The organism is Vibrio sp. SCSIO 43133, assembly GCF_023716845.1.
Taxonomy (GTDB): Bacteria; Pseudomonadota; Gammaproteobacteria; order Enterobacterales; family Vibrionaceae; genus Vibrio; species Vibrio mediterranei.
This window is the reverse complement of sequence record NZ_CP068024.1, coordinates 1633288-1658225: the sequence shown is the minus strand read 5'-3', so window position 1 is coordinate 1658225 and position 24938 is coordinate 1633288. Positions and strand designations below refer to the sequence as shown.

Sequence of the window (24938 nt, the reverse complement as noted above, 5' to 3'; positions counted from 1 at the left end):
CCTTTCTATTGGGCTGAGTTTATTGAATCAAGGTCACGATTCGGCCGAATAGTACGAAAAAAGCCCTTTTGTAAAACAACAAAAGGGCTTTAGAAATCCTTTGAAAATCAGATAAAGAGATGATTAACGTATAACTTTACGATAACAGCGCTCAGGGCGTCCAACGGTGCCATAATTCACGTCAGCTACCAACTCGCCAATACTAATAAGAAACTCCAAGTATCGTCTTGCTGTCGTTCTGCTCGCGCCAATCATTTCCCCTGCTTCATCGGCGGTAAATGGCTTATCTTCTTTAAACAATGCACGAATTTTCTCAAGAGTCACGCCATCAATCCCCTTGGGTAGTCGAAGCTCAACATTTTTCTCTGCGCTACTAGTTTGCATCATTTCGTCTACTAACGATTGATCCAAACCTTCCACATGATGCAGTTGCTCAGTACGTTTCTGGTACTTTTTCAATGCCGCCTCCAGCCGAGGAAACATAACAGGCTTTAATAAATAATCAATCACACCGCCACGCATCGCCTGTTGCAGAGTTTCAACATCGCGTGCAGCAGTAATCAAAATAACATCACACTCTTGATTCAAACTCCGTAGCCAAGCCAATATTTCTATGCCTGTACCATCAGGCAAATATACATCGAGCATCACTAGCTCGGGTTCTAATATTTCAAGCTGTATTTCCGCTTCGGCTTTTGATGTCGCCATTCCAACTACTTCAAAACCACCAATTTGCTCTAGGTATCGACGATGCAGTTCTGCGATTTTTAAATCGTCTTCTATTATCATGACTCGTGTTAAGTCACTCATGCTAATCCATCCTTAGGAATATATACCGTCACACGTGCGCCGATATCCTTGTTTTCTACTATTTCCAACTGTCCTTGGTATCTTTCAGTCAATTGTTTGACTAAAAACAATCCCACACCACGATTAGTGACTGATTTACTCGACACTCCGCGTTGCGTTAGCGATTTCACATCGAGATGCTTGGGTAAGCCACACCCCTTATCAATAACTTCTAAAATGATTTCATTACCAAAGTCACTCACCGACACTTCAACGTCTGACCGTTCTAACCGCTCATGAGGAGAGTGCGCAATAGCCGATAATGTTGCTTCAAACGCGTTATCAATTAAATTACCCAAAATGGTCACTAAGTCATCAGCATTTATCTCTTTTGGCAATGGTTCAAGTCGCGACTCATCTTCTACTTTTAATCCTAATCCCAGCTCACGTGCGCGCTCTGTTTTTCCAAGAAGCATACCGGCAATCAACGGGTCTTTAACGGTTTCTCGAAGGAACTCAATTAAGCTCTGATAGTGCTCAGTTTCTTGGCCCGATGAGATGCTGCACCGCATCCCAATTCCCCTCATTTGTACCAATCCACTTATAGTGTTCAGCTTGTTTCGATGTTCATGAGTCTGCGAACGTAACAGCCTCGGCATAGGCTTTGGTTTGCGATAGCCTGTTCAGTCCAATTCCGAGATTTCATCGCGCAAAACGAAAACTCGACACCGCACCAACGACTTTGCCATCAACAACAATGGGACTGCGATTGGCAACGATACGTTGTTGATTGAGATACAGCTCAATATCATTATCTGACTCTTGGCTTTCGATCAAACTTTGCAGGTCGGAGTTCGGTAATACCTGGTACAGCGGTTTGTTCATAACACCCGATTTAGTTAACCCTAAGATCTCACACGCACTGGTATTAATCGAGCGTAATACCCCCGTCGGAGTCAATACTGATAACACCTTCCTTAATGGTGCTCATAGTGACGTCCAACTCGCCATAAAGACGACCGATCTCTTCTGGTTCAAAACCCAATAGTGCTTTTTGAAAACGACGTGAGATAAAGTAAGAAACAATCGCGTTCACAATGAGCACCAGTATTGCCATTCCAAGGAGGAAAGCTAAATAGGGCTCAATACGGTCTTGGAGTCTATCCAATAAGTAGCCGACGGAAACAACACCTATGATATTGCCATCTTTATCAAATACCGCCGCTTTGCCTCGAACTGACTTTCCAAGAGATCCTTCTGCAAACGAGACGTAGGTTTGACCATGAATCAGAGCTTGATCATTATCACCCCCTTTCATTGGCAACCCAATTCGCTCATCAATTGGATGGACTAAACGAATGCCTTTCTCGTCACCAATAACAATGAAGGCTGCCCCAATCATCTCAGTAAGTCCACGAAATCGGTTTTGCATTCGGGCAGACGTGTTCTGTTCAATCATATTGATAACAGCACTAGACTGCGCCAAGAATGTTGCGACGCCTTTGGCTTTTAGCCCCATTTCCTGCTCTTGGGACTGCTTGATGTAGCTAAATCCAGCTAATGATAAGACAAGCAACTGCAACAACCCCGAAACCGTCATAATTATGAGCATTCGGTGTCGAAAACTTATCTGGTTCCATTTCATGATAACTCTCCCTAATACCCATACTGTAACAGCGTTGTAACATACGAGCACTCAATTGGGTATCGAACTGTGAAGCACATAATTAATTTACGTAGAATCAGTCAAATAGACGACAAAAGTGCTCTTTGATTCCTACAATTAGAGTGTAAACATTCATGTCAGTTACATGCATATGCAACCGAATATCTGATTATGATCACATCACTTTTAGCTTATTTTTAGAACAATTCAGCCGTTATTCCGTATAGTAAAATTGTTATCTAAAAAGTACCTGAGTCTACTTGCTATTTGTCGACTCAAACGTAACTTTCAAGGTCACTTATAACTAGAAAATAATAAACGAAAACGCAGTAACCCTTGTGCAGAGCGCAAAATACAACGTAAGAAGGAACGTCGTTATGGAACGGGACTGTTTTGGAATTTGCCTTAATCGGGCGCTTCTGTCGAAAAATCGACGCGCTACATTTACCCACGTCAGAGCATATCAAGCGACAAACTCACAAGCATCGGAACTAGAACACGAGGTTTTTGGTATCGTTCGCTTCACCACAAATGTCGGGCAGTGAAGTCTTAAAAGAACTGCTTCAAGCAAAAGACCTAATGTGGAGAGCTGGCTACGTTTGTCCATCAAATGATTAAAGTCGTTTGATTTCAAAAAAGCAACGGCACGTAATGTGAAGTTGCTTTTTTAGTATCAGTGACCAAAATATATCGTTTAGCTTCTAAATAACAGACACTTAACCACATAGAGATCAAAAAAACATCTATAGTTAGGTTATTGCACACCATTTTATTAGAGCATATACTCTAATCAATTTATTAACATCATCTGTTTTGGAGCAAACATGAAGATAAGGTCCCTACCGCTGGTTGTGGGCGCATTGCTAGGAACGCTTTCTTTCGGTGGCTACTCTGCCGAAGTCTCCTTTGATGAAGCCTGGCAATTGCTTCAACAAAACAATAATTCTCTAGCCGCACAACGAGCCAACGTAGAACGATACGGGCACTTACAAGACGCAAGCGGTAGTTTAAACCTACCTAAGGTCACGGTTGGCGCTAACTACACTCGATTGGATCAAGATGTAACAATTAGTGGCTCGCAATTTGCGGATAGCCTTAGTGGAGTCCCTAACCTACCCGCCGGAGCATTAGGACCGGTCTTAGGACAAGTTGCAAGTGCTCTAGGGGGCATTACTTCCACCATTGAAAACCAAGACATTTTCACCTCTTCAATCCGAGCAGTTTGGCCGATTTTTACGGGTGGTAGAATCACCGCAGCGCAAACCGCCGCCGAGGGTAAAAAAGAAGAGGCTCAAAGCCAGCTTGCAATGGAAGTTCAAGCTCGATACGAAGATCTAAGTAAGTACTATTTTAGTGTGGTGCTCGCGCGCAATGTCGTCGAAACCAGAATGGCGGCAGAAAAAGGGCTAACCAAGCACCGAGACTTCGCAATTAAACTTGAAGAACAAGGACAAATTGCTCGAGTTGAGCGCCTTCAAGCTGAAGCTTCATTAGCCAAAGCGGTGGTGGAGCGCAAAAAAGCACAACACGGCCTAGATATCGCAGAAGCTGCGCTTACCCAAGTTTTGGGGGCAATCTGAAACCGTTGAACCTCGTGACCAACTCTTTATCAACGAAAACCTGCCACCTCTGGATGCTTTCGTTGATCAAACCCTCAACACCTACCCTGGCCTTTCTATTCTTGATGCGAAAGAGAAACAAGCAAGTAGCTTGATGAAGGCTGAGAAAGGTAAATATTTCCCAGAAGTATACGCCTATGGTGACTATAGTCTGTATCACGGCGATTCATTGGCCGGACAGATGAAGCCAGATTGGCTAGTTGGTATTGGCGTAAGTGTCCCACTTCTTGAGAACACAGGTCGCAGTGAGCAAATGAAAGCGGCTAACAGTGCGGTATCTCAAGTACAATTTTTAAAGAAACAAGCGAAACAAGACTTAAGTGTCTTAGTTGAAAAAACTTACTTAGAAGCGCAGCAAGCACTCGATGAAGTGCAAGGGTTGAATACCATGTATTCAACTTGCAGAAGAGAACCTCAAGCTACGCCAAAAAGCCTTTTCTCAAGGATTAGGCCGCTCTCTAGACGTGGTCGATGCTGAGCTCTATCTTGCCAGCGTCAAGACCCAGCAAGACGCCGCAAGCTTCCAGTACTTACTGTCATTAAATAAATTACTCGCGCTTTCTAGCGAGATGAACAACTTTTCTACGTATAAATATAACGCTATTACCCCAGCTCAACTAAGAACGAAGGATGCATCATGAACAAGGTAAAACCTACTTTACTGACATTAGGTACGATTGCGATTATTGGTTGGGTTGGATACAAATTTTATGATGCCTATCAAACACCTCCATTTCGACTACAAGGGCAAATCGAGTCTCAGCAATATAGCATTTCATCAAAAGTACCAGGTCGGATTGATGAAGTATTAGTGCGAAAAGGTGACGAAGTAGCTGAAGGCCAACTCATTTTCACCATCCATAGCCCAGAAATCGAAGCCAAACTTGAGCAAGCCGTAGCCGGACAGAAAGCTGCGGGAGCGCTTGCCAAAGAAGCGGAGACAGGCGCACGTAAGCAACAGATTCAAGCAGCAGAAGACCAATGGCGCAAAGCAAAAGCCGCTGCAGCATTACTTGAGAAAACGTATCTACGAGTTAACAACCTATATAAAGATGGTGTGGTTAGCTGAGCAGAAACGTGATGAAGCCATGACTCAATGGCAAGCGGCCAAATACACTGAAAGCGCAGGCATTTCAGATGTACCAGATGACCAAAGAAGGGGCGCGTTCTGAAACAAAATTAGCGGCGGCAGAAAAAGCTCGAATGGCGGAAGGCGCGGTAGCCGAAGTGGAAGCTTATGCAGCTGACACTAAAATCCATTCTTGGTTTGATGGGTGAAGTTTCGCAAGTTATTGCTGCACAGTGGCGAACTTGCGCCTCAAGGCTTCCCTGTAGTTACGGTTATTGATACCAAAGACACTTGGGCCGTACTGAATGTACGTGAAGATCTTTTAAGCCAGTTCGAGAAAGATAAAGAATTTGATGCTTATTTACCTGCACTTGATGAAACTGTCACCTTTAAAGTGTTCCACGTTGCTGTAATGGGTGACTTTGCTACATGGCGTTCAACTGACGCGACTCAAGGTTTCGATCTTCGCACTTTTGAAGTTGAAGCTCGTCCAGTAGATAAGGATGTACCGCTTCGTATGGGTATGAGTTTAGTGGTAGAAATGTAGGAAGCCATTATGCCTCACTCTTTTCCAACATTAGCTACACGAAGACTCGCGAAAAGTCAGTTTCATAGCCAATGGCAGATACTACGCCATGACAAATGGCTATTATCCTGCCTCACTTGGGTGCCAATATTATTGTGCCTTTCTATCTATTGGATCTTTTCCCAAGGAATCGCCAGCAACTTACCCATCGGTGTGGTTGATCTGAGTAAGAGCCAGTTATCACAAAAGCTAATTCGAAACTACGATGCCACATCGATGTTGAGTGTCAATCATCAGTACGATGACATTGGTCAAGCTCGTGACGCCCTCATAGAGGGCGATATTTACGCAATTCTAACCATACCGTATGGTTTTGATAAAGCGGTAGTGAAATCATTACGTCCAGAAGTGACCTTATTCTATAACAGTCAGTATATACTCGTTGGACGCTTGATTAATTCTGCGGCTCTACAAGCACAAGGCACTTTTAATGCTCAAGTTGAAGTTGTCAAAGCTCTAGCAAAAGGCGACACAACAGGCGCTGCAGCCATGGGTAAAGCAGTCAACGTGAGAACTCAGATAACACCGTTGTTCAACAAAGGCACTAACTATGCTCAGTTCCTAGTGAGTGCTATCGTTCCAGCAATTTGGCAAATCGCTGTTGTGTCGTTCACTGTACTAGTGTTGAGTGCAAAACTATCGAATCTCCGGACTCGCTCCTTGGTTAGGGCAAGAAAAACCCATATCAAGATTGGCACAGACCTTGTTCCCTTATTTCCTCTGGTTCTTGTTGCAAGGCACTTTCTTTTTAGTGTGGTTTTACGACTTAATTGGATGGCCAATGGAAGGGAGTTGGCTGGTGCTCTTCTTTGCACAGATCGTTACTACGGTCACCTGTATGATAATGGCATCACTGTTTTTCTTCTTAACTTGCGATGCTGCACGTGCGATGAGTTTTGCTGGAGCATTTACCGCACCTAGTTTTGCATTTATGGGAATTACTTTTCCAGCGACTGACATGAATCCCCTCGCATTATTTTGGCGCGAGCTATTACCAATCAGTCATTATATTGAAGTTCAGGTAAGCCAAGCAAGTTACGGCGTCACTCCACTTCAGTCACTTTCGCACTTAACACCCATGTTAGGTTACGTCATCCCATTGGTAGTAACGTCTGTATTAATTAAAAAACATATGAGTAAGGAGTTAGTAGCATGACGCTGTTAGAACATGTAAAACTCGAACTCAAAGCCATTCTCACCAATCCGGTAGTAGTACTAACGGTATTTGGTGGCGTGATTTTCTATTCGTTTTTATACCCTCTTCCCTACACTCAGCAAACACCAAGAGAACAACCAATCTCTGTAGTCAACTTAGATCTCAGTCAAACCAGCTTTCAATTGGAACGTATGGTCGACGCAACACCAAATGTGAAAGTGGTACAGCGAGACCATACTATTGCAGCAGCGAAAGAGGCTTTTTTAAATGGGGAAGTGTCCGGTATTTTGGTGATTCCTGAGCATTTCTACAAAGACCTTATGTTAGGGAAAAGTCCAGTACTTGCCTACGCCGGCGATGCCGCTTTGTTTTTGGTTTATGGAACCGTGGTTGAGGGTCTAGCGCAAGCTGGCGGGACTTTAGCAGCAAAAGCCAAAGTAACCAAATTGCTCATCGATGGCGTACCTCTGGAACTGGCGAGCAAACAGTATGCTGCGACTCAGCTTAACACCAAGCCTACCTTTAACCCTCGAATGGGATATGTAGACTATGTTGTGCCGGCCGTCTTTGTATTAATCCTTCAGCAAACTCTCGCAATGGCGTCAGGTTTGGTTGGTGGCACGCAACGTCAAGGTAAAGGTTATTGGCGCTCTCAATCAGTATTATCTGTTGTGGCTGTTCGCAGCATTGTGCTTACGCTTATTTACTACCTACTTGGTATGTATTACTTCGGTGCTAGCTTCGAGATGTATGGTATCAGTAAGCTAGCTCACCCCATCGAATTGCTGACTCTAATGTTGCCGTTTTTGCTTACTTCTTGTTTTATTGGCATATTTTTGGGCGCCATTACACCACGAAGAGAACTGGTGACTGTTGTTGTTCTGCTAAGCTCAATGCCTCTGATCTTTTCCGCAGGCTTTATATGGCCAACAGAAATGCTACCAGAGCCCATCAAGTGGTTTGCTGCAATCTTCCCGACGCAAGCAGCAATTAATGGCTTTTTGAAGCTAAATCAAATGGGTGCCGAGTGGTCTCAAATACGTGGGGCATGGACGCAACTTTGGATTCAAGCTTTCGCTTGGGGAAGTCTTGCTGTATACAGCTTCAAGAAATATAGAATCAGCAATGCTGAATAAATGAAAGACAAAACAAAAGGGGCTAATGACATATCATTAGCCCCTTTTATTTTCTTTCGTTGAATTAGCTTCGAACTAGTTCAACCTTTTCTTCGCTTTCACCGGCAGCAGGATCGTTGAACTTATCAATATTCAATGCGCCTTCCGATTTGGCAACAATACAAGTAACTGCGCTATCACCTGTGATGTTAACTGCGGTACGAATCATATCTAATAGGCGGTCAACACCCATGATTAATGCAATACCTTCTAAAGGTAGACCCACTTGATTTAGTACCATGGCTAACATGATAAGGCCAACACCAGGAACGCCCGCAGTACCAATTGACGCAAGGGTCGCTGTCAGAATTACCGTCAGGTAATCACCCATGGTTAAATCAATATTAAACGCCTGAGCAATAAACGCAGTTGCCACGCCCTGCATGATCGCAGTGCCATCCATGTTGATAGTAGCACCGAGTGGAATTGTGAAAGACGATACCTTGTTATCTACGCCAAGACGATTTTGAGCCGTTTCCATGGTAACAGGAATAGTTGCGTTAGATGATGCGGTAGAAAATGCAAACATGACAGCATCTTCCATCTTCTTCAAGAAGGTAACAGGACTTAAACCTGTAAATGACTTAAGCATGACACTGTACGTCACCAAGCCATGCAATAGTAATGTGGCCGTTAGAACGAAGAAGTACTCTGCAAGGTTAAAGATGGCGCTTAAACCTAAACCAGTAAACAGCTTAGCCATTAAGAAGAATACACCATAAGGGGCGATGTTCATTAACAAGGCTACCAACTTCATGATCACTTCGTTAAGGTCACGGAACACAGCCGCGATTCGCTCTCCAGGTTCGCCCGCAGCACTAATCGCAATACCGAACAATACAGCAAACACGATAACCTGTAGTGTTTTACCTTCTGCCATTGCGCTAATAGGGTTAGTTGGGAACATGTCAATGATGACCTGCCCTAAAGATGGGGCTTCAGCAGCGGCAAATGAACTAGCGGCAGTAAGGTCTGCACCTGCACCCGGTTGGAACACAGTGCCCATGGTAAGAGCTAAGGTGATCGCAACTGCTGTCGTCGCTACATAAAAAAGAACAGTCTTACCACCTAAACGGCCTAGAGTGGTTACGTCCTTCAAAGAACTCGTACCACAAACTAGCGATACAAAAACCAAAGGTACAACAAGCATCTTCAAGCTGGCGATGAAAATTTGGCCACCAACTTCGAACAAACCATTAACGATGTATGCGTCTACAAATCCGTTCTCAGCAAACAAGCTTCGAATCGCGAAGCCCGTCAAAATACCTGCAACCATACCGATAATCACTCGTGTAGTCAGTGACATTGGTTTTTTGGTATTAGTCATAATTACTCCTTATTTTTATATTGCTTAGAGATGGGGACATCTAAAAGCCGGAGCAGATTAGCAGCTAGACGCTGACGATTAGAATTACAAATTTGTTTTCTGATTCTGCACTGTGACTGGGATCACTCATGTTGTTACACACAGCACGCTAACAAAAACCTTAATGCTACATATTACCAACAAAACAGCATGCAATATAACACCAATGGCCACAACTAATATTATGTTCTTTTAAAGTTCACATAAGAAATATTAATACCTGACTAGCATCTCAATATACCATCTTAATGAAATAAAAATACCTAGCACATAATTCTGGGTATTTTGAAATGAAAGGTAAATAATCTAAGCCATCAAATAGACACAAGACTCAGTTCGAAAACAACAGCAGTTTCTTCTGGAACCCTAGGGTGTTCATCTTCTTTATAAGCTAAGTGAGCTGGGACATATAAACGCCACGTAGAGCCTAGCTTCATCTGTTTTAGCACGACTAACCAAGAGACAGGAGCCTGATTTAAAGAAATCGTTAGCGGCTCAGGCAGATGTACAGAGCTATCAACTTGACGTCCGTTTAGAAGCCAAGTCTTATGTCTGACCTTACACTGCGTTCCTGACGAGACACTAGCGAGCTCATTCCCCTCTTTTAGTATTTCATACTGAATACCAGAGCTATGGGTTGTTACTTCGCGGCGCTGACCATTCTTTTTGAAAAAAGCCTGTTCAAATTCTGTTTGTTGCTGCTTTAGCTGTTTCTCTGTTTCTTTGCGCTGGTCTTCCATCTGTTGCTTCAACTGCTCATTTTCAGACGGGTCAAATGGCCATTCTTTTTGCATGAATGTGTCCATGATGGCTTCTTGGACAATTTTGATATTCATTTTTGGAAATGATTTTTTGGCAAGCTCCAACGCGATCTCTCGACCGTAGATATAGCTTACTTTTTGTTCTAACGTCTCTATTTCCATCCCAACCTCTCAACAACTAACTCTTGGTCTAATGTTAAGACTTCTTATACAGAAAAAAAGTATGTTACGGATAAAAAGGCTTGATACTGGAAAAAGAAAAGGACCAAGAGGTCCTTTTGCATTGATGATTATGTGAACTTTAGGTCAGTTCATTATCTGGCAGGGAATCGACCACTGGCAAAGTTTGCAACACGTATTGACCAGGAGCACTACCTACTACAGGATATTCTTCATTTCCTGTTGAAAACGGTTCAACTTGCTCTTCCGCGCTAAACTGTTTGAGCCACTCGTTCCAGTGCAGCCACCACGACCCCTTATGGTGTTCTGCATTCCCTATCCACTCTTCTGCGGATTCTTCTAGAGTAGAATTAGTCCAGAAACCATATTTCTCTTTTGCGGGATGATTAACGATACCTGCAATATGCCCTGATTCGCCCAATACGAAAGTTTTGTTCCCACCCATTTTCAACGCACCGCGATAAGTTCCTTGCCAAAGTGCAATATGATCCTCTTTGGTGGAAATAAAGTAACTTGGGATTCGTATCTTATCTAAGTCTATCCACACGCCGCCGATTTTCACACCTTTATCCTGAATCAGCTTGTTTTCAAGGTATAGCTGTCTTAATAGAAAATTATGTGTAGCTGCAGTTACATTAGTGCTATCACTATTCCAGTACAACAAGTCGAAATCTACGGGACTGTTACCCTTAAGGTAATTATCGACATAGTAGTTCCAGTAAAGACTATTTTCTCGAAGCAAGCTAAATGTCACACTGAGTGAGCGACCATCCATATAACCTATGGCGTTATTTTGTAGTTCAATAGCTCTGATGATGGTGTCGTTTATATAAGCTCCTACTTCGCCTGGCTGGCTATAATCAAGCAACGTGGTAAAAAACGACGCTGAGACAATCCGTTTCTTCATACGTTTGGCGGCGTAGTACGCCACAGTGGAAGCAAGGACAGTGCCTCCAATACAATATCCGGCAGCATTGATCTGATCTTTACCAGTGATCGACTCAATGGCAGAAACTGCTTTTACAACACCATTAGTCACGTAATCGCCAAACTCCACCTTAGCTTGAGAAGCGCCAGGATTTCGCCACGACATCATAAATACACTGTGACCCTGCTCCAGCAGCCACTTAACCATCGAGTTTTTCTCACGAAGGTCAAGAATGTAGTATTTGTTGATGAAAGGCGGAACGATAAGCAATGGTGTAGAGTTCACCACTTCTGTGACAGGACGATATTGAATCAGCTCAAATAGTTCATTCTGATAGACAACATCTCCAGCCGTATTAGCGACATGTTCACCTATTTGAAATGCTTCAGTATTCGTCATGCGAATTTTCAGCACATCAGCACTTGCTTCGATGTCCTCTTGGAACTGCTGAAGTCCAGCAAGCAAGTTTTCTCCATTTTGCTCAACAGTCAGTTTAAGTAGCTCAGGATTGGTGGCGATGAAATTCGTTGGTGAGAGTGCATTCAACGTTTGTCGGGAGAAAAACGTCAATCGCTCTTTGATTTTCTCATCGACACCTTCCACCGAGTTGATAGTCTCTAAATAAGTCTTACTGAAAAGAACATAGGACTGCTTGATGAAGTTATAAAACGCTTCTTCTTTCCATGCATCATCTTCAAATCGACGGTCGCCTTTTTCTACAGAAACGACCTCTTCTTTACTTGATTGCAGTGCTACTCGCTGCCAAATCTCTAGTTGTTGAGTCCACCATTTAGTTTGCATGTCCAACATAGCAGCGGGTTGCTGTGAGGCCTTATCCATAAAAGCTGCAGTATCTTCTGCGTTGAGTTCCTGCATTGCTTTAGTTAGAGGGCTATTAACGGCTGCCTTGCCTTGCTCGAAGTCTTTCCACCATTGCTGGTTGCTCTCCTGCAGTTTCACAAGGTAGTCCGAAAAGAAGTTTTGAAACATAGTTAAAACCCTTTTCTTGGAAAACAAAAAAGGTTGCGGGAACGAGTGCCCCCGCAACCCTAATAAAAAACCTGAATCATTAAGCTGGTGTGTTAGCTTTTACAGTTTCAGTTGTTAGAGCTTCAATATCTTCTTTGAATTCTTTCGCAACTTGTTGAAGCTTATTGCTGTCATCCATCATTTGCTGAGATAAGCGAGACAGTGTATTAAGTTGTTGGCTATTAAAAACCGCTAATGATGACACGTCTTTAATTTCGGAGGCCGCTTTCATTTGGCTTAAACCAAGCTCACTGTACGAACGCATGGCATTAAGTTGCAGTTCAGTTAGAGTCTCTACATTTTTCGTCATCAATTTGTTGAATTTTGCATATGGTTCAAACGTTTTTTCTGACTGTTCATTGAAAACTTTAAAGATATCCGTGTACATGATTATTTCTCCTAGGAAATATATTCCAATTTTATATAGCTATCCCATTAATATTTGGGAATCCGACAACACTGTAATGAGCTATTAACAATTACGTTTTTTTAAGACTGGCAGTTTTTCAAAAGTACTGCTGTTCCCATACCACCACCTACACATAAAGATGCAACGCCGATATTTTTTTGTTCGCGTAACATTTCATGAATGAGAGTGACAATGATTCTATTACCAGATGCTCCTAATGGATGTCCTAAGGCAATAGCACCACCATTTGGATTAGCTTTTTGCAAAATAGACTCTGCAGACACACCATGCTGCGACGCTAAGTTGCGTATAACGCCTAACGCTTGCGCCGCAAACGCTTCGTTAAGCTCAAACACATCCACGTTTTCTATGGTTAAGTCAGCTTTACTAAGCACTTTAGTCACCGCTTGAACTGGGCCAAGTCCCATTACTTGCGGGTCAATACCAGTTTGAGCGCAGTTAACGACTTCACATAATGGTGTCAACCCTAAGCGTTCAACCGCCGACTCGGAAGCCACAACCAAAGCGCTAGCACCATCATTAATGCCCGACGCATTACCCGCCGTCACTGTACCTTCTCTATCAAATGCAGGCCTTAACTTAGATAAGCCTTGCATGGTCGCGTCTAGTTTGGGGTATTCATCGGTCGAAAATTCGACGCTTTGACGTCGAATTTTCACCTCAACGGGTTGAATTTCATCTATAAACTTCCCTGCTTCAATGGCTGCGGCCGCTTTTTGTTGACTTTGTAGGGCATACGCATCTTGATCGTCACGAGAAATATCGACTTCCTTAGCGATGTTTTCAGCGGTCACGCCCATGTGGTAAGCATTAAAGACATCGGTGAGTCCATCTGAAACGAGAAGATCCTTTGCAGTGATATCCCCCATTTTATGGCCTGAACGTGCCGACGCTGGCATAGCAAACGGGATCTGCGACATAATCTCAACACCAGCAGCTACAACAACTTCTGCCTCGCCTGATTTGATATGTGATGCGGCGTCCATGAGCGTTTTCATTCCGCTACCACATACCATGTTTAGCGTATAAGCTGGAACTTCCGCTGGAATACCTGCATAGATAGAAGCTTGTCGCCCTACCCCCATGCCTTGATTTGCACTCACAACGTTACCGACAATCACTTCATCTATGTCGTTAACAGTTATACCGCAGGCATCGACCGCACCAGCAATCACTTCCGATGCAAGTTTTCCAGCAGTAACGTTCTGTAAGCTGCCACCAAAACTACCGATTGCTGAACGCTTTGCTGCAACAATAAAAACTTTTTCCATTATCTGTTCCCTTGATTACGCCATGTATAGGCCGCCATTGATGGCAACCGTTTCACCTGTGATGTAAGCGGCCTCTTCACTTGCCAAAAATGCTACCGTGGCGGCAACCTCTTCTGGTTTTGCTAGGCGTTTCAGTGGAATGGTGCTTTTAATGGAATCGAGAACGTCTTCACGCATCGCCTCAACCATAGGCGTGCCTGTATAACCAGGTGCAACAACATTTGCTGTAACTCCAGATCTAGCACCTTCTGAAGCAAGCGCCTTGGTAAAGCCAATCATTCCAGCTTTTGCTGCAGCGTAATTCGCTTGGCCAAACTGCCCTTTTTGACCATTTACCGATGAGATATTGATGACACGGCAATTACCTTTTTCACACATAGCCGCGAAAAGAGGTTGCGTCACGTTATAAACACTATTCAGATTAGTGTTGATGACATCAAACCACGCTTCAGCCTTCATTTTCTTAAACTGGCCATCCCTCGTAATACCGGCATTGTTTACGACCAGATCAAATGTCCCTTCTTCTTGCTGAAGTTGATTTAGCTTTTCGTTACACTCCTCAGTATTTGTAACATCAAGTTCAAACAGCCTTACTTGGTCTTCTGTGAAACCCTTGCTGTCGAACCATTCCTTAGCGCATGAATAGTTACCTGTGTTATAGGTAGCAATCAGACGATATCCTTTATCGACAATTGCAGATGATATTGCGGAACCAATTCCGCCTTTTGAACCGGTGATTATTGCGAGCTTCTTCATTAATAACTCCATTCCTAGCAACTAGCATTTAGCTATTTATGTAAAATACTAAATTCTGACGTCCTAATTTGCGTATTTATTATGATGGCTGATTTTATTATTGATATTACTGAGCTTTTGTTACGCTTTGACTTATGGATATTAAATTAATGAAATCTTAATATTTAACCACCCTTTAATCGTTGCACGGAGTAGTACTTAGATACTGATCACAATCATGAAATTACTAAATTACATTTTATCCACCCGTTCTCCTTGAAGAAAAAACCCGAATCAATTTCTCAACAAACCTTTTAATAACAGTCACTTTAAATTTATATTCGTATTAATAAGGAATTACCATGCACCAAAATAATGATTGGTATCTATCAATAACATTTAATTACAAATCTCAATTTCTATCACATTATTCTTAGATTGAATAATATAGATCACTGAAAGATATGAGATATTTATTTAGAGCTAAAGCTTAAATATCATCAAATGTAAATGGTCTCATGTAGTTATATATGGTCAAAGCACCATACTGATGCAATACACATTATTTTGGTGCTTTTCATTAAGACGTGATCTTTTTCACAAAGCCTCACAGCGCTTTAACATTAATGTCTTACACGAAAGTATGTTCTATCTACTTCCATGAAAAAGGCCCTTGAACTCAAAGTCAAAGGGCCTTCAAAACTAAGTACTTATATGTAGTTGCCTATCTTAGTTCAGCTTCGCCAGCAACTCCTTAATAGCAACGCTTAGTTGACGGTCTCTGTCAGAAGCGACGTCGTCAGGTGAGTTATAAACCAAGATATTTGGCTTCACTTCATTGTTCTCGAACCACTTACCCTGATCATTTTTGAAACCAAGTTGCGGTACACCATATTCCAATAATGGTTCTTGCTGGTTTTCCCAAAGCACGTAGGTTCCCGTTCCTGGTACACGTTCACCCACTAGTTTTCCAATTCCCTCTTTCTGATAAAAGTAAGGTACAACTGAACCATCTGAGTAACTCGATGCATTCGCTAACATTATGCTAGGTTTTGCCCAACGGCGAAGTGGAAATGAGCCTGCTGAATAGCCATCTCTCGATACCGCGGAACTGTGTCTCACACCAGATAATAGATTCATTATTTGATCATGTAGGTTCCCTCCGACATTGTATCGGACATCAATAACAACTGCTTCTTTATCTCGATATCGACCGAACAATTTGTTGACTAGCTGACGGTATGAATCGTTACCCATCTCAGGAATATGGATATAGCCCAGACGCCCATTTGATAACTTATTGGTAAGTACTTCACGCTCCGTTACCCAACGTTTATACGAGAGTTTCGCTTCGTCAGACAACGAGACAGGCGTAACGGCTACGGATATCGTTTTCTTATTCCCAGGAGTAAGAACAGACAGTCGAGTTACTTTACCTTCTAGGTTATTAAGCAATGGATAAATATCCTTGCCAGGTTGAACATCTACCCCGTTCACCGAGTAAATAATGCTACCTGATTTAATCGGGTTATTCGGTAGATCTGCTGGCCCTCCTAGTAGAACGCTACGAACTCTTGCACCTTTCCCTTGATATTTATCATCGTAAATAATGCCGAGTGATGCTGGCGACTCCCAACTACCAGGATGCATCCTATACGTAGAACCAGTGTGTGAGGCGTTCAACTCACCAGCCAACTCACTTAACAACTGAGCAAAGTCATTATAATTATGTATGCTTGGTAAATGTTTTGCATACGCCTCTCTATACCAATCCCAGTCTACTCCATGTAGATTTTTGTCGTAGAATTTGGTCTTGGTTAAGCGCCATACATGGTCAAAGATATATTGTGTTTCTTTCGCAAAGTCATATTCGGCATCCAAGCTAAAATGAACGTCATCACTATCGCCATTAGCCAAATCGATTTTCTCTAGTTGTCCATGACCGATGAGCATCAACATCGTTCTGTCAGGCGTTACCGTAATGGCTTGGATGTCGTCCGCGGAGCGTGTGAACATCACTTCATGCTCCCCTGTTAAAAGGTTCAGGTGCACAAATTCGATATCATCGCCTCGTTGATTGGCAACAACCATTTCAGTGTTGTCGGGAGAAAGGTAACTCGCCAAAATTGACATAGAATAAGGCGTTAAGCGTTGGATTCTATCTTGAAGGTCGTTGACATCAATCAGAGTTTTATGGTTTGGAGCAGCAGCGTGTTCTTCTTGCTCAGCTAACCACGCTTGGTCTTGAGATAGGCCCAAGTTCGCTTCTGTCTTTTTATTTAGAGTGACCGCATATACGTCACCATTTACGGTACTGCCATCCAGTTCTGTCAGCCCGTCTTTGTCTGATGTCCAGTAAACAACCTGACCATCATCAGAGAACTTTGGCGCAGATTGAACAAATCCGCTGTAGCTCAATGTGATGGGTTTGTTCTCGCCTTTGCTATCAAGTAGAACAATATTATTAGCACTTAACGTACTACCATCACGAGATACAATATACTGATCATCTGGCGACCACTGATAACGCCAATCTGAATCCTCGTAAGAATACATAGATTGGCTGTTAAGAAGTGTCGTTTTGGCGCCATCTTCAATAGTCATTACTTTTAACGTATTTCTTGATTCTCTGTATGCAATGCGAGTGTCATCATGAGACAACACAGGTTGGGTCTCATCTACCGGCGTATCCGTGAGTTGCTGTTCTGTTATCTGACTTGCCGTAAGAAAGCTCTTATCGTGATCGCCTATATGACTCGCAAATAAATCCCAATTCCCTGCTCGCTCAGAGCCATAAAGTAATGTCATTCCATCACTAGAGAACGAAATGTTTCTTTCTGCTTGTGGGGTATTCGTCAACCGACGTGCCTCTCCGGTCAACGTAGAGATGACAAATACCTCCCCTCGAGCTACGACGGCGACTTCCGGAGCTGTTGGTGATACCGCTAGTTCAGTAATCTCATAGGCCAAATTCACGTTTCTAGTACTGCTATCACTGCGCGCTTTACGTATTTTGATGTCAACTTCATGCGCTGCCTTATCGCCTTTCCTCTTAAGCCAAATACCACCGTCAAACCCGTAAGCTAAATCACCTTGGGTGCTAATCGATAAAAACCTAACGGGTAACTTTTGATGATGAGTTACGGCAACAGCATCACCTTCAGGCTCAGTCAAAGATTGCTTCCAGATGTTAAAACTGCCTGAACGTTCAGATAAGAAATACATGGACTGGTCATCCTCAGACCAAACTGCGTTGCGATCTTCACCTCTAAACGTTGTTAGTTGTGTGTGTTTGTGAGTTTTAGCGTCATATTTCCAGATATCTCTTGCAGCATCTGATTGAGCACCTTTGCGCCACTGTTGTTCGGTATACGAAGGCAAATCAGTATACAAAGCCTGACTACCATCATGAGAGACCGAATAACTACTCACTGAATTTTCTAACAAGACCTGCTCTCGACCACCCTTTGCAGGAACTGTATACAGTCTGTAGGAGCGGCCAAAAAATCCGTTATTTAATTCGCTATCACCATTACCGATCCTAAAAGATTGAAATAAGACTTGACTACCATCGGCACTAAAGGAATAAGGGATATCCTTGCTACCGTGGAAAGTTAATCGTTGAGATTTATGAGTGTTCATGTTCAAAACAAACACATCTCCCCGACCATACTGGTTAGATTGGTATGCTAACGACTGTCCATCAGGAGACCATACAGGATTCGAGCTATAAACCGTCTCACTTGTAAGCGGAACTGCATCGCCACCCTTTGCGTTAGCTACCCAGACTTGGCCACTGTAAGTAAATGCAATCTGATCACCGGCCGGAGAAATAGCAATGTCTCGATACCATGATGAGCCATCTGATGTTTGTGCAATAAGCAAAGAGGCGTGACTAGCCGAGAAAAGGACAAAGCCCACTCGGGCTAAATGTGAAAATTTCATGGATTCCCTTAAGTGTTGCGTTTTTACCCATCATGCCACAGATTTGGGCGGGAAATTTTCATCACGAAATCATTGTAAATACAGACAAGTATTCGTCACTTTATCAAGCAATCACTCACCAAGAAAATATGCGAGATAATCTCCTACCCAGCCTATATCACACAGCATTTAAATACTGCAAAATGACATATCCAATCATCTTTGCACTAATGAATTCTTATTCCTCAACCTTGCGTCATGGCCTCAGGCATACACAAAAATACAAGTTGCTACAAAGTATTGACTCTGCTCTACCAAAATTAAGGAAATAAAAACTAACGCCATCTAGTTTTGTTTCATTTTTGTTACTACTTGTTTTGCGTTACACTACGGAGTGCAAAAAACGTTGTACCATAAGGATATGGATTGATGAGCAACACCTTTCCCACTCAGGCTATTCGCAAAACCCTTACTTTAGGCGCATTTGCTATTCTTAGTTTCTTAGCCCTATTTTTCTATACTCAACATTCCGTTGATAAAACCAAAAACCAATTGATTTCGCTTCAAAAGAGTATTCTTACCGCATCTAACGACATGCTAATGATGCGTCGTCACGAAAAAGATTTTATTGATAGAGTCGACCACATATATCTACAGAAAATGGAGACGGATTATCAAAACATTCTGGAGCAGCTAGGTTCGATCAATGCAACCATTATTAATTCCGGACTAAATACAGATTACGATGGGCAACAGGCATTATCCCATGTCGATGATTATGTTCAACGCTTCTACTTACTGGCTGATATTGTGTTGCTTATTCATGGTTCAGAGGGTGAAACCGGCCTTAATTGATAATTTAAAGCAGAAGACGCTCGCATTCGAGTATGCCTTGATTCAAGCCAACTCAACACCACTTGATTACATTGCTCTAACAACCAAAGATTTAATGTACCAGTTCTTCGCCGAGTTTGACCCTACTGTTCTACCTAGAATTGAACGAACCCTCGTTCAAATGCAATCAGAGTTAAGCGCTCAGGAATCCTCATACGAACTCCTATATAGATTTCAGGAGTTCCGACTTGCTTTTTATGCTCTACAAAGCGCATACGAGAATTTTGGGTACTCCTATCAAGAGGGACAACTTGGTGAACTCAGAGCCACCATTCATAAACTGGAAGGCAAACTGAATACCTTGTTTAATATCTTACCAAAGCAGATAAACAGCGAAATCGTTAAGCATGAGAATCATCAATCTCTTGCTACTATTTTGCTCATCGCTGCCATTGTTCTCATCCTACTTTATGTTGTTAGACAAACCTCTACCCTAGAGAAACAGCTGATTGATGCAAGAGAGCACGAAAAACAAGCGAATCAAGCTAAGAGCACATTTTTGGCCAATATGTCTCATGAGATTCGTACGCCCCTTAACGGTATTTTAGGTATGACTGAGATCCTCGGAGACTCCAAGCTTAGTGCCATCCAAAAAGATTACCTGACGACCATCAATGCATCATCTCAGACCTTACTCATGTTGATTAACGATATACTCGATCTTTCAAAAATCGAATCCGGGCATTTAGAGATTTGTCCTCACACGACAGCAATAAAAGAGACGATCTTTGATACCGCAGCACTAATCGCACCCAAAGCACAGCAGAAACAAATCGATATTCTCATCGACATCGATCCAGAGATACCTGACTATGTGAAAGCCGACGAACAAAAAGTTCGCCAAACATTAATGAATTTAGCTTCCAATGCGATTAAGTTTACTGAAACAGGCAGCATCGCATTCTCTCTAAAGTTGAGAGCTCAGACAGAAGACAGTGTCACCATTGGCTTTTCCATCCAGGACACAGGGATAGGCATTGATGAAAAAAAGCAGAAGCACATTTTTGAAGAGTTTAAACAAGAAGATGTCGATACCTCGAAAGACTATGGCGGCACTGGTTTAGGCCTGGCTATTTGCGCAAAGATGGTGGAAATGATGGGTGGCAACATTCATCTTGAATCAATTAAAGGAAAAGGCTGTCACTTTTACTTTGACCTTGAATTCAGCCGCGACAGCCATAGTGTAGGTTATGAGCCATCGCTACATGTTCAATACTTCTCAGACTATCCAAATCCACTGTTACTTTCGGAACTAGAACGTTACGGAGTGAAATACGTGCACGCTGCTGTATCAGACATCAACACGCTAGAACTCACTGTTGATACGATCATTATTCTTGATAGCAATGCCAACTTCTCTTCGGTTCAATCACAATTCAAAGAGCATGATATATTGTCCTGTTGCGCGATAACAAAAGAAACCGCGGATGCCAATGGATTACAGGTTTCTGCGTTTCTAACATCACCACTATTTGGTAACAGATTGATCAACAGCCTACGTAACCTTACGGCGACTAGAGCACCTACGACTAGAGCACCTACAGAGGTGACTAGCACCAATGACACCAATCTAAAATCGGAGAGAACCTTTAAAATCTTGGTTGTTGAAGATAATAAAGTAAACCAACAGATCGTTAGTTTAAATTTGAAGAAGCTATCTATTGACTTTGTGATTGCCAATAACGGTCAAGAAGCAGTTGAGATTTATCAACGAGACTATTCGACTATTGGACTTATACTTATGGACTGTATGATGCCCGTGCTTGATGGTTTTGAAGCCACCAAAGCAATTCGAGAGTTCGAAGCTGAGAATGCTCTTAAGCAAACTCATATTATTGCCCTAACCGCTTCGGTGCTCGATGACGATATTCAAAAGTGCTATCAAAGTGGCATGGATGACTATTTACCCAAACCTTTCAAACGCGAAGTGTTGATGGAAAAGCTAGACTCTAAGTTCCAAGCATCCTGTTAAACCAAGGAGTGTTTATGCTGAATAACTACATCGATGTCCTAAAGAACAACTATGCGAACTTCAACGGCCGAGCGACGCGCAAGCAATACTGGAGTTACGTGTTGGTCAGCTTTGTCATTGCCTTACTATTCAATATCATCGATAGAATCGTTGGTGCCGGTAGTGAGCAATTCGGGTTATTTGGTACGTTTTATTCTTTAGCTGTACTAGTACCAACATTGGCTGTGGGATGCCGACGACTACATGACACTGGTCGAAGTGGTTGGTGGTTATTCCTTTATTTGATTCCTTTGTTAGGCGCTCTCATTCTAGTCATCTTTTTCATTTTCAAGAGTGACCATGACAATGAGTTCGGAGCCGCTCCTCCTTCACTTTAGTAAGTAGAAAAAGAGACTCACGCAGAGTCTCTTTCGATTTTTTGAGACCCTTATCAAGCCCCAATGATGCCGCCATCTGTACGCGTAATCATCATTACAGATGAACGTGGTATAGAATTACCACCTTCAGGGAAATGTGATGGAGCAAGGTCTTCGCCAGGATGCTGCACACCAACAAACATCGTCTTATAGTCTGGAGAGAAGGTTAACCCTGTAATCTCACAAGCAATTGGTCCAGTCAGGAAACGGCGGATTTCACCCGTTTGTGGGTCACTACAAAGCATTTGGTTGTTGCCCATACCCGCAAAATCACCCTTGTTTGAATATTTGCCATCAGTTTGAATCCATAACCTTCCAGCGAGGTCAAAACCAATTCCATCAGGGCTATTGAACATGTTGTCCTTATTGATGTTGTCACTGCCAGCCATCAAACCAACTTCGTGCACTTCAGGATTGCCCGCAAGTACATAAATATCCCAGTTAAACGTGCCTGCTGAGTGGTCACCTTTCGTCGGCTTCCAACGAACGATGTGACCATATGGGTTCTTTTCTCTTGGGTTTACTGCATTCAGTGGCTGTGAATCTTTAACACCGCGATGTTTATTGTTGGTCAACGTACAGAAGACCGACTGATTGTCCGGATGTACGGCTACCCATTCTGGACGATCCATTGTTTGTCGCACCAACTTGGGTGGCTGCCTCTCGAGCAAAAATCATCACTGAAGCCGCATCAGGGAAGCCGTTTTCAGGTGTTAGACCATTCTTGCCCCATGTAAGCTCCAACCACTCGCCAGTGCCGCTCAATTCACCTTCTGTTCCAGTGAATTTAGCAACGTATAATGTTCCTTCTTCAAGGAGATCACGATTAGAATCTGCACCTGCTACGTATTTTTTCTTAGATATGAACTTATATAAGTGCTCACCACGTTCATCATCACCTAAATACACCACAACATGACCATCATCATTGATCGTCAACGCCGCATTTTCGTGTTTGAAGCGGCCAAGAGCACTACGCTTTTTTGGGGTTGCATTAGGATTCATCGGATCAACTTCAACAACCCAACCATGACGATGCGGTTCGTTAGGGTCTTTAGCCATATCAAAACGCGTATCATACTTATACCAGTCATACCCTCTGTCTTTATTACCCAGACCATAACGCTTATAGCGGTCGCCTAATTCACTACCAGAAGTATTAGCGAAATAGCCATTAAAGTTCTCTTCGCAAGTTAGGTAAGTCCCCCACGGCGTTTGCCCATTAGCGCAGTTATTAAACGTACCGAGTATCTTCTTACCCGAATTATCAGCATTGGTTTTAAGCAGTTCATGACCGGCAGCAATACCCGTCATTTCCATTTCTGTGTACGCCGTGATTCGACGGTTTAGGCGGCCATCTACATTCACTTGCCACTTGCCATTGTTCTTTTCTAACTCAACAACCGACACCCCGTGTGCTGCCTGTGCTTTTCTAGCATCATCTGCTGAAATATTATTACCTTGATGTTCATAAAGGTACTCGTTGTTGGTGTACTCGTTATTCACAACAAGAACAGCTCTGTCGTTGGAAATTAAGAAAAACGTCATACCGTCATTGTTGTCACCAAATTGAAGTTCCTGCGCCTGCGCATTATTCGACTGGCTAAACGCCGGTGCACCTTTTTTGATAGCGTCACCCCAAGAGATCAATACATCTGCCTGATAACCTTCTGGTACTTCAACCGTATCGGTTGTTGAAATAGGAATAGCATCAAAGCCAATCAACTGCGATTTGCTTGGCATAGTGTTAGCAACAGCCTGACTAATAGGACTCGCAGCAAAAAAGCCAGCCGTTCCAGCAGCCCCCGTTGCTTTTAGAAAACGACGACGCGACATAGCAGCTTCAACAAAACGATTGAATTCTGGCTCTTGGTCGAGCGCTCTTTGATCTGGAGTTCGATTAAAATGCTTCACTTTGACTTCCTTTCTACTAAAGAAAAGGCCATTAAATTGGCCGTTATTACTATTGTGGCCGCTATGATGCAATCAAATTATGACATCTCAGTTACAAATAACTAACACTTATATTATTAGAAGTTTCTTTATGAACGATTTAGTGTCTGTATAAGTTAACCTCCCTACACAAACACTGCTATGAAATAGATATTGCTTTTAAGTACAGTATTCCTCCCATAACAATCGAACACTAAACCTTAATAAATTGTGGATTTTTCTTTCCTTACTATTTGAAATGTCGCTGCTTTTGTCCGAGTCTTAATTGATATGGATAAGAAATGAGCTAGGTATGGACACAACATTCTCTTCAGGTATTCAGGGCATTAAAAAAGTGCTGCTGCCATCAGTGCTTATCAATATTCTTTCTCTTGCCGTGCCTTTAACGGTGCTTCAGATTTATGACCGCATAATTCCAAACCAAAGTTACGGCACTGCGACGTTGCTACTAGCAGGCGCAACGATAGCGGTATTACTTGATGCTTTACTCAGATACGTTCGTTCTAGGGTACTGGCCGCAGAATCTTCCATGCTCGAACAACAACGTTACGCAGAAACAGTTCGGGCGTTAGCAACGTCACCTATTAAGGAGATTAAGCAATTAAAAGTGGGAGGCGTTCAGAACGGATTAGAAGCTATCGCAAAAATCAAAGATCTCTATTCAGGGGGACTTCTATCTGGATTGATAGATATTCCTTTTGCGCTGTTGTTCCTATTTTTAGTTTACTATGTTGGCGGAAGCTTAGTCGCGGTACCTATTGTCGTATGGGCTATTACATTCAGCTTCGTCTGGCTGTCAGGTAAAAGAGCAAAACAACGAAGCTTAGAGCATGCCATTACCGAGGACGCAAGAGCGGGGTTTGTACTCAATCTCAACCGTAACATTCTTGGTATCAAACGTCAGGCAAATGAATATAAGACGTATGCAGCTTATAAGGGTATTAATCAGGAACATCGACTTACTCATTCAGAAGACGAACGAAAAAGAACGCCTTCGCTCAAGAATGCATCTATCTAGC

General features: G+C 42.7%; 12 protein-coding genes and 8 pseudogenes. 10 read left to right on the top strand and 10 right to left on the bottom strand.

The genetic code is table 11. The annotated features are described in order from the left end of the window. Positions 1 to 123 precede the first annotated feature (123 nt). The gene (locus tag JKJ11_RS07930; RefSeq protein WP_252039037.1) at positions 124 to 810 is read right to left on the bottom strand and encodes a response regulator; all 687 of its coding nucleotides are present in this window, start codon (positions 808 to 810) and stop codon (positions 124 to 126) included. Further along, positions 807 to 2434 (bottom strand): annotated as a pseudogene (locus JKJ11_RS07925) (ATP-binding protein). Before JKJ11_RS07925 ends, JKJ11_RS07930 begins: the two are co-directional and overlap by 4 nt. Positions 2435 to 2832: 398 nt before the next feature. Between JKJ11_RS07925 and JKJ11_RS07920 the strand changes: the two are divergent. From JKJ11_RS07920 to JKJ11_RS07900, 5 genes and pseudogenes are all read left to right on the top strand, one after another. Continuing rightward, positions 2833 to 3073, top strand: a pseudogene (locus JKJ11_RS07920) (cation transporter). 206 nt (positions 3074 to 3279) lie between these two features. Then, positions 3280 to 4715 (top strand): annotated as a pseudogene (locus tag JKJ11_RS07915) (TolC family protein). Next, positions 4712 to 5690, top strand: a pseudogene (locus tag JKJ11_RS07910) (HlyD family secretion protein). The pseudogenes JKJ11_RS07915 and JKJ11_RS07910 overlap by 4 nt, the downstream one beginning before the upstream one ends. A gap of 9 nt (positions 5691 to 5699) precedes the next feature. Further along, positions 5700 to 6885: pseudogene (locus tag JKJ11_RS07905) on the top strand (ABC transporter permease). After that, on the top strand, positions 6882 to 8021 hold the full coding sequence (locus JKJ11_RS07900) for an ABC transporter permease (protein WP_031493596.1): 1140 nt from the start codon (positions 6882 to 6884) through the stop codon (positions 8019 to 8021). The pseudogene JKJ11_RS07905 and the gene JKJ11_RS07900 overlap by 4 nt, the downstream one beginning before the upstream one ends. Positions 8022 to 8085: 64 nt before the next feature. Here JKJ11_RS07900 and JKJ11_RS07895 read toward each other — a convergent pair whose 3' ends face one another. The 7 genes from JKJ11_RS07895 to JKJ11_RS07865 all read right to left on the bottom strand — a co-directional run bounded on the left by JKJ11_RS07895 (position 8086) and on the right by JKJ11_RS07865 (position 18705). After that, positions 8086 to 9387 carry a dicarboxylate/amino acid:cation symporter gene (locus tag JKJ11_RS07895; RefSeq protein WP_063606768.1) on the bottom strand — a complete coding sequence of 434 codons (1302 nt, stop codon included), beginning with the start codon at positions 9385 to 9387 and terminating at the stop codon, positions 8086 to 8088. A 353-nt stretch (positions 9388 to 9740) separates the two neighbouring features. Continuing rightward, complete coding sequence (locus JKJ11_RS07890; protein WP_198557783.1) at positions 9741 to 10349, bottom strand: FKBP-type peptidyl-prolyl cis-trans isomerase; 609 nt, start codon at positions 10347 to 10349, stop codon at positions 9741 to 9743. A gap of 139 nt (positions 10350 to 10488) precedes the next feature. Then, a complete protein-coding gene (gene phaC / locus JKJ11_RS07885; RefSeq protein WP_236110594.1) occupies positions 10489 to 12285 on the bottom strand; it encodes a class I poly(R)-hydroxyalkanoic acid synthase in 1797 nt (598 codons plus the stop codon). Between the two features lie 79 nt (positions 12286 to 12364). After that, the gene (locus tag JKJ11_RS07880; protein ID WP_038228517.1) at positions 12365 to 12712 is read right to left on the bottom strand and encodes a phasin family protein; all 348 of its coding nucleotides are present in this window, start codon (positions 12710 to 12712) and stop codon (positions 12365 to 12367) included. A 101-nt stretch (positions 12713 to 12813) separates the two neighbouring features. Then, positions 12814 to 14025 carry an acetyl-CoA C-acetyltransferase gene (locus tag JKJ11_RS07875; RefSeq protein ID WP_252039036.1) on the bottom strand — a complete coding sequence of 404 codons (1212 nt, stop codon included), beginning with the start codon at positions 14023 to 14025 and terminating at the stop codon, positions 12814 to 12816. A 15-nt stretch (positions 14026 to 14040) separates the two neighbouring features. Then, positions 14041 to 14781: an SDR family oxidoreductase gene (locus JKJ11_RS07870; protein WP_252039035.1), complete on the bottom strand. Its 741-nt coding sequence runs from the start codon at positions 14779 to 14781 to the stop codon at positions 14041 to 14043. A 708-nt stretch (positions 14782 to 15489) separates the two neighbouring features. Continuing rightward, positions 15490 to 18705: a S41 family peptidase gene (locus tag JKJ11_RS07865; RefSeq protein WP_252039034.1), complete on the bottom strand. Its 3216-nt coding sequence runs from the start codon at positions 18703 to 18705 to the stop codon at positions 15490 to 15492. 408 nt (positions 18706 to 19113) lie between these two features. On the opposite strand from JKJ11_RS07865, the gene JKJ11_RS07860 reads away from it, so the two are divergent. From JKJ11_RS07860 to JKJ11_RS07850, 4 genes and pseudogenes are all read left to right on the top strand, one after another. After that, positions 19114 to 19539, top strand: a complete 426-nt coding sequence (locus JKJ11_RS07860; protein ID WP_252039033.1) for a hypothetical protein — start codon at positions 19114 to 19116, stop codon at positions 19537 to 19539. After that, a pseudogene (locus JKJ11_RS26150) lies at positions 19430 to 20683 on the top strand (sensor histidine kinase); the annotation flags it as partial. The gene JKJ11_RS07860 and the pseudogene JKJ11_RS26150, both read left to right, overlap by 110 nt. Before the next feature lie 534 nt (positions 20684 to 21217). Further along, positions 21218 to 21550, top strand: a pseudogene (locus JKJ11_RS26145) (response regulator); the annotation flags it as partial. A 14-nt stretch (positions 21551 to 21564) separates the two neighbouring features. After that, the gene (locus tag JKJ11_RS07850) at positions 21565 to 21927 is read left to right on the top strand and encodes a DUF805 domain-containing protein (RefSeq protein ID WP_252039031.1); all 363 of its coding nucleotides are present in this window, start codon (positions 21565 to 21567) and stop codon (positions 21925 to 21927) included. Between the two features lie 53 nt (positions 21928 to 21980). Here the strand turns inward: JKJ11_RS07850 and JKJ11_RS07845 are convergent. Continuing rightward, positions 21981 to 23802, bottom strand: a pseudogene (locus JKJ11_RS07845) (PhoX family protein). A gap of 409 nt (positions 23803 to 24211) precedes the next feature. Here JKJ11_RS07845 and JKJ11_RS07840 point away from each other — a divergent pair. After that, a complete protein-coding gene (locus JKJ11_RS07840; RefSeq protein WP_252039030.1) occupies positions 24212 to 24937 on the top strand; it encodes an ABC transporter transmembrane domain-containing protein in 726 nt (241 codons plus the stop codon). Position 24938: the final 1 nt, after the last annotated feature.

Excerpts from the sequence above, each read along its gene's own strand:
- JKJ11_RS07930 (WP_252039037.1), bottom strand. The coding sequence starts at position 810 with ATGAGTGACTTAACACGAGTCATGATAATAGAAGACGATTTAAAAATC.
- JKJ11_RS07900 (WP_031493596.1), top strand. The coding sequence starts at position 6,882 with ATGACGCTGTTAGAACATGTAAAACTCGAACTCAAAGCCATTCTCACC.
- JKJ11_RS07895 (WP_063606768.1), bottom strand. The coding sequence starts at position 9,387 with ATGACTAATACCAAAAAACCAATGTCACTGACTACACGAGTGATTATC.
- JKJ11_RS07890 (WP_198557783.1), bottom strand. The coding sequence starts at position 10,349 with ATGGAAATAGAGACGTTAGAACAAAAAGTAAGCTATATCTACGGTCGA.
- phaC (WP_236110594.1), bottom strand. The coding sequence starts at position 12,285 with ATGTTTCAAAACTTCTTTTCGGACTACCTTGTGAAACTGCAGGAGAGC.
- JKJ11_RS07880 (WP_038228517.1), bottom strand. The coding sequence starts at position 12,712 with ATGTACACGGATATCTTTAAAGTTTTCAATGAACAGTCAGAAAAAACG.
- JKJ11_RS07875 (WP_252039036.1), bottom strand. The coding sequence starts at position 14,025 with ATGGAAAAAGTTTTTATTGTTGCAGCAAAGCGTTCAGCAATCGGTAGT.
- JKJ11_RS07870 (WP_252039035.1), bottom strand. The coding sequence starts at position 14,781 with ATGAAGAAGCTCGCAATAATCACCGGTTCAAAAGGCGGAATTGGTTCC.
- JKJ11_RS07865 (WP_252039034.1), bottom strand. The coding sequence starts at position 18,705 with ATGAAATTTTCACATTTAGCCCGAGTGGGCTTTGTCCTTTTCTCGGCT.
- JKJ11_RS07860 (WP_252039033.1), top strand. The coding sequence starts at position 19,114 with ATGAGCAACACCTTTCCCACTCAGGCTATTCGCAAAACCCTTACTTTA.
- JKJ11_RS07850 (WP_252039031.1), top strand. The coding sequence starts at position 21,565 with ATGCTGAATAACTACATCGATGTCCTAAAGAACAACTATGCGAACTTC.
- JKJ11_RS07840 (WP_252039030.1), top strand. The coding sequence starts at position 24,212 with ATGGACACAACATTCTCTTCAGGTATTCAGGGCATTAAAAAAGTGCTG.